Origin of the sequence: Mesorhizobium alhagi CCNWXJ12-2 (assembly GCF_000236565.1) — a bacterium.
GTDB classification, from domain to species: Bacteria; Pseudomonadota; Alphaproteobacteria; order Rhizobiales; family Rhizobiaceae; genus Allomesorhizobium; species Allomesorhizobium alhagi.
Genome location: NZ_AHAM01000340.1, coordinates 1 through 9,092 on the forward strand (window position 1 = coordinate 1; position 9,092 = coordinate 9,092).

Below are 9,092 nucleotides of genomic sequence, written 5' to 3' on the forward strand. Positions count from 1 at the left end.
TTATGCCGACTTCCGGATTATGCCGACTTGGGGTTGGAATTCGGTCTTGGGGGCGGCGACCGCTGCGATGGGGTCGGCATAATCAGAGCGCCTCGAGGAAAGCGAGAAGCTTGTCGGGCGGCCGGTAGCGTCCTGGCGCCGTGTTGGCCGGCGTGGTTTTCGCCAGGGTGCGCTCTTTAAGCTCCAGATCGGCGTGCAAATAGACGTGGGTGGTCTCGATCTGTTCGTGGCCAAGCCACAGCGCGATCACCGATGTGTCGACACCGGCACGCAGCAACCGCATTGCCGCGGTATGACGCAAGGTGTGCAGTGTGACCTTTTTCCGCTTCAGCGACGGACAGCCTTTGGCAGCGATGTCGAGATATTTCGCGAGCCGGCGCTCGAGAGCGTCGCGGCTGAGCATCTTGCCGGTCTGTGTGGGGAAGAGAGGCTCCGTCGGCTGCCCGGCACGTTCGGCCAGCCAGACGCGCAGCACGGCGGCCATGTTGGAGGTGATGGGTGTGATCCGCAGCTTTCGTCCCTTTCCCATACAGCTGACGTGAGCGCCGGAACCGAGATGGATATCGGCGCAGTGAAGGCCGATCAGTTCGGATGCCCGCAGGCCGGTTTGCGCGGCGAGCCGCAGCAAGGCATGGTCGCGCCGCCCGGTCCAGGTCGACCGCGTGGGGGCAGACAGCAATGCGTCGAGCTCCTCCTCCGTCAGGAACGTCACAAGCCTTCGTTCAAAGCGCTTCGGCGGAATCGCAAGCACCCGTTCGATCGTCGCGGCAAACTCGGGGTGACGAAGCGCGGCGAATCGGAACAAGGACCGGATTGCGGCAAGCCGCGCATTCCGCGTCCGCGCGCTGTTGCCCCGATGACGCTCGAGGTGATCGAGGAAATCGCCGACACACGCAGCGTCGAGATCGTTGAACTCCAGCCTGGAAGGCTCTGTGCCATATCGCGTGGCGGCGAAGATCAACATCAGCCGCAGGGTATCCCGATAGGCCGCGAGCGTATGCGGACTGGCTTGCCGCTGCCGGATCAGGCGATCGGTGAAGAACGCCTGCAAGGTGGCACTGAGGGCGGTCATGCGCCGCCTCCAATCTGTCGCTCGAGACGATCACCGGCCAGTTGCAGCAATTCCGGGGCCGCCGAGAGATACCAGTATGTCTTGGCTGGATCGACGTGTCCGAGATAGGTCGACAACAGGGCGAGCTGCCGCCCCGGGTCGCTGCCGTCGCGATAGGCATTAAGAAGAGTGCGGACGGCGAATGCGTGCCGAAGGTCGTGGAGCCGCGGTCGGCAAGCCGCCGAGCGCGGCGTGATGCCGACGCGACGGACAAGCTTCTGGAACGTGTTTTGCACGTTGGTATAGAGCAGCCTGGTGCCAGTCGGTGAGATGAACAAGGCCGGCATGTCAGGCCGCTGGCGGGGCCGATCGCGCCGGCGCAGATAATTGCCGAGGGCTGCAACAGTGCTGGGATGCAACGGCAACTCGCGGGATTTTCCGGACTTTCCGAGCCGGATGGTCAGAACACCACCGCCCGCATTGAAGTCGCCGCGGTCAAGGCTGATCGCTTCTCCAATCCGCATCCCGGTCACTGCCAGCAAGCCGATCAGTGTCCGGTAGGTCGCTTCCCGATGTGGCGTGCGCAATGCTGCGGTCGCGGTCATCAACGCGATGACGTCCTCCTCGGAATAGAGATAAGGCGTCGCTCGGTGAGACCGCCCCGGCAGCAGATCACGCGGCGGCACCTCGGTTGCCGGGTCGAGCCCGCGCAAGTGGGTCGCAAAGGCGCGAACCACGGAAAGCCGGGAGGACATCCAGTCTCGATCGGCGCCTGCCGGCAGCGTCGCCCAGGCGAGGGCCATCTTCGTGGTCAGGTGGTCTTCGCTCTGTGCCTCGAGGTAGGTGAGGAACTGGGCAAGGAGCTTCTCAGACCGAGCAAGCGTGTATCCGAGGGCACGACGCATGGCCAGGTAGTCGGCCAGGGCTTGACGAAGCGCGCTCATGCCGCCTCTCCTGGCCAGGGGCGGGCGATCGTTCGCAGGGCTTCGCGATCAACCTTGGCATAGATCGCCGTTGTCAGCGTACGGCGATGACGCAGGACCTGCCCGACCTCCGGCAAAGACGCCCCGGCGCGCAGCATCGCCGATGCAGCCGTATGGCGCAGGCGATGGGCGCATATCTGGCCGAGGCCGGCGCGGCGACCGGCGGCAGCCACGATTTGCGACACGCCACTGCTGGAGAGGGCACCATGGGGCGCCTTGACGCGCACAAATATCGTACGGCCCTGAGCAGTCCGGGGACGGCCGTGGCGCAGATAAGCCGCCACCGCTTCGCCGACGTCGGCCGGCAAGGGAAGCTGTTCGATGCAGCTTCCTTTGCCCCGCACGAGGATCTCGCCGGCCCGCCAGTCCACGTCATCGAGCTTGAGCCTGGCGACTTCCCCCGCCCGCAAGCCGAGACGCACCAGCACGGTCAGCACCGCGAAGTCGCGGCAGCCGAGCGATGTGCCGCAGTCGCAGGATGCCAGGAGGCGCTCAATCTGATCGGAATCCAGCCCCCTTGGCAGCCCGGACAATCGGCGGCCGGCGACCGAGGGCACACAAGCGGCAAGAGAATGCCCGATGAGGCCCTCGACATGAAGGAATCCGAGCAGCGAACGCAGTGCCGTCACGGTCAGGCTTGCCGTGCCGCGGCCCAGCCGAGGGCAATGCGCCACGACAAAGGCGACGATGTCGGTGGTGGCCAAGCCCGCAAGCTCCAGGGCAAGTCCATCGGGCGACAGCCGTTGGCGCAGAAAGGGGCGCACGCAGTCGGCATAGCCGATCGCGGTCGCTTTCCCCAAACCGCGCTCAACCGTCAGATAGCGTCGGTATCGTTGCAGCAGGTCATCTACCGGATTGTCCGGCGCGCGGGGCGATGGCTGCTGCACCACGCCGAGCGCGCGTAAATGGCTTAGTATGGGCTGCAATGCTTTGATCGAGCGGAGCTGCCGGCAAGCGGCACGACGAGTGCGGACAAATCGATCGAGATCGCTCGCACCCAGGTCCTTCAGGTCTATCCCCTCCAATGCAAGCCAGCGGCTCAATCGCGCCAGCTGCCGCATCTGGCCGAGAGCGGAGATTTGCGTATAGCCCTGTCGGGTGAGTTCGCGGGCAAACCCAGCCGCAAATGGGCCAAGTGGGCCCTGGACGCGAACACGAAACGGATCGATCGACATGAAACATCCCCTTCCTTTGAAAGAAGAGGAGTTTGCACGATCCTCAGGCCGCCGTGATTATGCCGACCCCATCGCAGCGGTTGCCGCCCCCAAGACCGAATTCCAACCCCAGGTCGGCATAATCCGGAAGTCGGCATAATGCCCTTTATGCCGACATCGGCATAACGTGCACAACCTCACCAAGCTCGCCCGAGCGGCATGAACCGGCTATCGGTCAGCCAACAGCCCTATGCCGGGCCTATCTGGACAGGCTCCTAGTAGCCCAAGTCCGGGTTAACCTCGCGCGCGAGTGCCTTTCCCCCTGCAAATTCCACCAGGTTCTGAGTGCCCCACTCAATATAGCGTTCCAGAACGCCGTCCGCATCGTGGGATTGGTCGTTGGAGGCGATTACATTCGGAAGCTTCTGAATCCGCTGGCGTGGTACGTTGGTGGCCGGAAAGCTTCTCCCAAACGTATACCACGGCCAGACATCCGCTGCGAAGCCGCGCAAACGACCGGATGTAAGTGCCTTGTAGAGAGGTTGCTCCTGAACCAGGTTTCCACGGGCGATATTGACCAGGAAGGCAGTTGGCTTCATAGCAGCTAGCTCAGCCTCCCCGAAAAATTGGAAAGTTTCACCTGTATTAGGAGTCGCCAAAACGACATAATCACATTTCCCAAGCACCGAATGCAACTCGTCCATTCCGTGCATTGAATCTACGTATTCGGCTGGCCGCTGCTTGTTGCGACGCACTCCGAGAACGTGCATGCCGAATCCCTTCGCACATCTGGCGATATGGCTCCCGATGTTTCCGACACCGATCACTCCGATCGTACGACCATGGAGCATGGCCGACCGATGTTCATCTCCAAACAGCGGAAAGAACACATGGTTATCTCGTGCTGCTTCATGCTTCAGTAAACTCTTCTTCGCGAGAGCAAGCACGAACATCATCGCCTGCTCCGCAACTGCAATCGCATTTGCACCGCGAATATTTGCAATCTTGAAGCCCCGTTGCTTCGCCAGCGCCAGCACGCCCATTTGGCTAAGATCATCAACGCCAGAGTGTAGCCACGACAGTATCTTTAGTTTATCGGAAATTTCCATTATACCTTGCGGTATCGTCCAGCCGATGAATGCATCTGCGTCGGCAGCATGGGGCTTTAAATCCTGATATGTGCTCTCGAAGCGAGAAAAGTACGCTGCTTTTGGAGCTACAACTTCTGTACCAACCGGCATTGCCTTTTTGACATATTCAATCTCATCTTCTGTCGCATGCCACAAGCATAGAATTTTCATCGTGTTATTTCCCTGAGTCTGAGTGTTAATCGCCTGGCGGCTGCATGGCTTAAAGTTGAGCGTGTCACGCTTGGCGCTCCTAAGCGTCGGCCCCAAAATGCCTGTTTGGCAACGCTTGGCCTGTTATGAGCGATGGCTTACCATTATGCGCAATTCTTGCACTGACCTGGATTGCGAAGCTTTGCTGCGCTGGCTGCGGGACAGGATGTCGGAGGCAGATGTTATCTTCTTGGCATCGGCCGAAGCGCTATCACACGAAGCGCGATCCAGCCTTGCAGGATTTGGATACCGACTTCATTTCCGTACCAAGACCCGAGTCGGGGAGGGTCAAACCACGTCTGGAGGGGCAGCACCACGACATCTGTCGCGCGAATTGAGAAACTTCTGTGGTTGCCGCCCGTGATGCAAGAGGTTTCCGACTACGTGTGCAGCTGATCGAGTGCGGTCTTCTGTAAGCTCGACTTTGTACGTTTTGGTCAGGTCCAGGTCCAGAAAAGGCTGTTGGTTGCGATGTGGCTGAGCGCCTTATCGAGGGGCAGGACACAGCCGCCCATATCGTCGATGTCTTCCCATTTTCTGACCAGTAGGCGATCCTGACCTCATCGCTTCTGCCGGTCGGCTTGAGACGGGCGATCGGCACCTCGGTTGCCAGCAGGTACAGGTGGTAGGCACCTTTGTCCTTGTACCAGCCAACGCCGCCGCCATTGGCCTCGTCGAACGCCTCGATGCGCAGGGCAATGTCGTCCTTTTCCATTGGGCAGTCATAGCTGCCGCGGCCTCGGGCAGGCCTGATTCACTTCGCCGCACGGTCATTGCCTTGCAACATGTGCTGGCCGGGATTCGAAGCATGGGATGCTGCACCATCCCAGCGTCGCTGTCGGCGATGCCGTTCCCCAGATCCTGCGCCAGTGGCTCCAAGCGTTGCGCACCTGCTTCACAGCGCCCAGTTGGGAACATGTCCTTGTTCTGGTCATGGGAGCTTTGCTGGCGCCGGGCAAGCGGACCGTCAGCTCTTGCCTGCGCATGACCGGCCGGGCCGCGGCCGCCAACTTTGCAAGCTACCACCAGATCCTCAACCGAGCCTGCTGGAGCCCCCGTGCCGTTGCCAGGCGATTGCTGGGCCTCGTGGTCGAACGGCTCGTGCCCGATGGCCCCATCGTCATTGGCATGGACGACACCATCGAACGCCGATGGAGACGCCGGATCAGCGCACGGGGCATCTACCGGGATCCAGTGCGCTCCAGCCATGGCCATTTCGTCAAAGCCAGTGGCCTGCGCTGGTTGAGCTTCATGGTGCTGACCCCGGTGCCATGGACGAGCCTGGTAAAGGCCTTGCCGGTCTTGACCCTGCTTGCCCCATCCGAGCGATCCGACCATCAACGTGGGCGGCGCCATAAGCTGCTGACCGACTGGGCGCGGCAGGGCGCACTGCAACTCTGTCGCTGGCTGCCAGGGCGCCGCATCATCTTCGTAGGCGACAGCAGCTTTGCCGTCCATGAACTGGCCCATGCCATCACTGCCAGGGCAACGCTCATCAGCCGGCTGCGACTGGATGCCAGCCTGTTTGCGCCACCGCCAAAGCGGACCACGCGCACCCTCGGCCGGCCAGCGCAAAAAGGTCCAGCGCTACCAAAGCTCAAGACACTCCTGTCCAACCCCGCCACGACTTGGGCCAGGATCATCGTGTCCGCCTGGTATGGCCATGGCGACGGCAAGACGCTCGAGATCACGTCTGATACCGCCTTGTGGTACAGGCCCGGTACCCCGGTAATGCCGATCCGCTGGGTGCTGGTCCGGGATCCCGATGGCAAAAGCCCCCCTCAAGCCTTCTTCAGCACGGACATCACCCTCGAGCCCGCCGACGTCATCGCCCTGTTCGTCCGCCGCTGGCAGATCGAGGTCACGTTCGCCGAGACCCGTGTCCACCTTGGCGTTGAGACCCAGCGGCAATGGTCCGACAAGGCCATTGCACGAACCACCCCGGCATTGCTCGGGCTCTACAGCCTAGTATCGCTATGGGCCTGCGATCTGCTCACCAGCACCACCACCCCATACGCAGCAGCGTGGTACCGAAAAACCAGCCTGACGTTCAGCGACGCCATCGGCGCCGTCCGCCTCGCAATCTGGATCGGCGACATTAATCAACACTCCCCGCCAAACCGGGAACGACAAAATATCCCGCCAGAGCGCATCCTGCGAATGGCGCAAGCCCTGTGCTTCGCCACCTAAACGTACAAAGTCGAGGTAAGAGCCTGAATCAAAAAAGAATGTTTTGATCTCAAGCTCTTGCGAGCCTGCGTGTGAGCAGGCGAATGTGGGCGACGTATATCCAGGCTTCTGCGGAAGCGATGGATTTCTCCCAGTCCTTGGCCAGCCTGCGGCATCGCCCCAGCCATGCGAATGTGCGCTCGACAGACCCCCGTACAATGTTGCCAAATGTGGCTTTGAGTGGTCGGTATGCGTCGAGCGTCCGAGCCGTAGGCGGCAGCTTGTTGAGACCTGTCGTGGTCGGGATGCGAGTCGATTTGTCGCGGGCGAATCAGAGCCACCACAGGATTTAATGCGCCATCGGCGGCCCGGCTGTGAGCCGGCCTATGGAGGCGCACATGGTCCGGCGCATGGATCGCCCTGTGCTGCGCGTGCACGTGTCGTTCGAAGCGACAAGAACCGGCCCCCAACATCTGCTCGAGGCCTACGCCCGGCTTGTGCCGACCATCCGGCGCACGAGCCAGCGGCCGGAACGTCCCCCGGGCCGATCATCGAAGGTGATGCGCGTGATAGCGAGATCGGGAGGTGAGCAATGACCGAGACGCGATGTGCACTTTATGCGCGGGTGTCGAGCGAGGCCCAGACGCGCGACAACACGATTGCCAGTCAGGTCACGGCGTTGCACGAACGCATTGCCGCCGATGGCTTCGTGCTTGAGCCAGGTCACAGCTACCAGGATGACGGTTACAGCGGTTCGATCCTGCTTCGCCCGGCGCTGGAGCGGCTGAGGGATGCGGTTGCCAGTGGCCTTGTCGAGCGTCTCTACGTCCATGCTCCCGATCGGCTCGCCCGCCGCTACGCCCATCAGGCGCTGCTGATGGACGAGTTCCGTCGTTCCGGTGTGGAGATCGTGTTCCTGAACCGCCCCATCGGCGGCACGGCTGAAGATGATCTGCTGCTCCAGGTTCAGGGCGTGATCGCCGAATATGAACGGGCCAAGATCCTCGAGCGGAGCCGCCGTGGTCGCCGCCACGCGGCACGCTCCGGCTCCGTCAGCGCTCTGACGGGTGCCCCCTTTGGCTACCGCTATGTGAGCCGCGAGCAAGGCGGCGGCGTGGCACGCTTCGAGGTGGTGGAGGCCGAGGCGCACATTGTTCGTCTGATCTTTGCATGGGTCGGCCTGGATCGCATGAGCCTGCGACAGGTGTGCCGGCAACTCGAGCAGATCGGCTGCCAGACGCGGACAGGAGCAACGCATTGGCACGCCTCCACGATCCGCGGCATGCTCGCCAATCCGGCCTATGTGGGACACGCCGCTTTCGGCCGGGCCCGCTACCTACCACCACGACCGAGGTTGCGGCCGATCCGCGGCCATCCGCAGCCCTCGCCGCGGGCCACTTGCCGCGTTGCCGTTCCTTCTGAAGAGTGGATCGAGATCCCTGTTGCGCCACTCGTCGATCCGACCGTATTCGAGGCAGCCCGTGCACAGCTTGAGGAGAACCGGAAGCGCAAGCGCCAACGCATGCCGGGTTCGGCTTGGCTGCTGCAGGGCCTCACGGTCTGTCGGCGTTGCGGCTACGCCTACTATGGCAAGCGCGCCCCTCGTTCCCGCAAGTACGACCCGGCGAATACGCTGCGCTACTATCGTTGTATCGGCGCGGATGGCTATCGCTTCAGCGGCCGCTCAGTGTGCGACAACTCGGCGGTGCGCGGCGATCACTTGGAAGAAGCGGTGTGGGATCAGGTGAAAGGTCTCCTTGAGGACCCGCGTCGCGTGGCCGACGAATACCGCCGCCGCCTCGTCCAAGTTCGCGACGAAACCCGCGAGCCGGATGAGATCGCCCGCCTGGAACGACAGATGGCTAGCTTGCGTCGTGGCATCGGCCGGTTGATCGACAGCTACGCCGAAGGCGTCATCGACAAGGCGGAATTCGAACCGCGTATCGCTGGCCTGAAACAACGCCTTTCCCAGCTTCAGGAGCGACACCAGGCGGCGGTCGAAGTGGCTGAGAACGAACGCGAACTCTCACTCCTCATCAGTCGTCTGGAAGATTTCTCCGCCAAGGTGACAGCGGGGCTTGCCGGCCTTGATCGGACCGGCATGCAGCAGATCATCCGCACCGTGGTTCGCCGGGTCGAAATCGACGACGCGCACATCGAGATCATCTTCCGGGTTCCCCCGCTCGATGGCCCCGCCGGCCCAAAATCACCAAGCGAAATGACTATTTCCAGGCAACATTGTACAGCGGTTGACGACCCAGCGGCGCGGCAGAGCCTCGAAGCCTTTGGCTTTGTCCGTCCGCTTGACGATCTCCAGGGTGAACGTGCCGATCTTTTGCATCGCGCCCTTGAGCTTCGGCCCGGCATAGCCGCCGTCGGCGAAGACGTGTCGCAG

6 protein-coding genes and 3 pseudogenes are annotated in these 9,092 nt (G+C 62.1%); 2 read left to right on the top strand and 7 right to left on the bottom strand.

Features of this window, described 5'->3' with window-relative positions:
- Nucleotides 1–82: 82 nt before the first annotated feature.
- The 5 genes from MAXJ12_RS33810 to MAXJ12_RS37435 form a co-directional block, all read right to left on the bottom strand.
- Nucleotides 83–1,072: a tyrosine-type recombinase/integrase gene (locus tag MAXJ12_RS33810; RefSeq protein WP_008840753.1), complete on the bottom strand. Its 990-nt coding sequence runs from the start codon at nt 1,070–1,072 to the stop codon at nt 83–85.
- Nucleotides 1,069–1,995: a tyrosine-type recombinase/integrase gene (locus MAXJ12_RS33815; RefSeq protein WP_008840754.1), complete on the bottom strand. Its 927-nt coding sequence runs from the start codon at nt 1,993–1,995 to the stop codon at nt 1,069–1,071. The genes MAXJ12_RS33810 and MAXJ12_RS33815 overlap by 4 nt, the downstream gene beginning before the upstream one ends.
- Nucleotides 1,992–3,209, bottom strand: coding sequence for a site-specific integrase (locus MAXJ12_RS33820; protein WP_008840755.1), 1,218 nt, complete (start codon nt 3,207–3,209; stop codon nt 1,992–1,994). The genes MAXJ12_RS33815 and MAXJ12_RS33820 overlap by 4 nt, the downstream gene beginning before the upstream one ends.
- A 254-nt stretch (nt 3,210–3,463) precedes the next feature.
- Nucleotides 3,464–4,489 (bottom strand): NAD(P)-dependent oxidoreductase, encoded by a 1,026-nt coding sequence (locus tag MAXJ12_RS33825; protein WP_008840756.1) that lies wholly within the window; start codon nt 4,487–4,489, stop codon nt 3,464–3,466.
- Nucleotides 4,490–4,739: 250 nt separating this feature from the next.
- Nucleotides 4,740–5,243: a hypothetical protein gene (locus MAXJ12_RS37435; protein ID WP_139044185.1), complete on the bottom strand. Its 504-nt coding sequence runs from the start codon at nt 5,241–5,243 to the stop codon at nt 4,740–4,742.
- A 98-nt stretch (nt 5,244–5,341) separates the two neighbouring features.
- Here MAXJ12_RS37435 and MAXJ12_RS33830 point away from each other — a divergent pair, with 98 nt between their 5' ends.
- Nucleotides 5,342–6,718 (top strand): IS701 family transposase, encoded by a 1,377-nt coding sequence (locus tag MAXJ12_RS33830; protein ID WP_008840757.1) that lies wholly within the window; start codon nt 5,342–5,344, stop codon nt 6,716–6,718.
- A gap of 49 nt (nt 6,719–6,767) precedes the next feature.
- On the opposite strand, the pseudogene MAXJ12_RS36410 reads toward MAXJ12_RS33830, so the two are convergent.
- Nucleotides 6,768–6,911, bottom strand: a pseudogene (locus MAXJ12_RS36410) (transposase); the annotation flags it as partial.
- 378 nt (nt 6,912–7,289) lie between these two features.
- On the opposite strand from MAXJ12_RS36410, the pseudogene MAXJ12_RS33835 reads away from it, so the two are divergent.
- Nucleotides 7,290–8,435: pseudogene (locus tag MAXJ12_RS33835) on the top strand (recombinase family protein); the annotation flags it as partial.
- A gap of 471 nt (nt 8,436–8,906) precedes the next feature.
- On the opposite strand, the pseudogene MAXJ12_RS36420 reads toward MAXJ12_RS33835, so the two are convergent.
- A pseudogene (locus MAXJ12_RS36420) lies at nt 8,907–9,092 on the bottom strand (transposase); the annotation flags it as partial.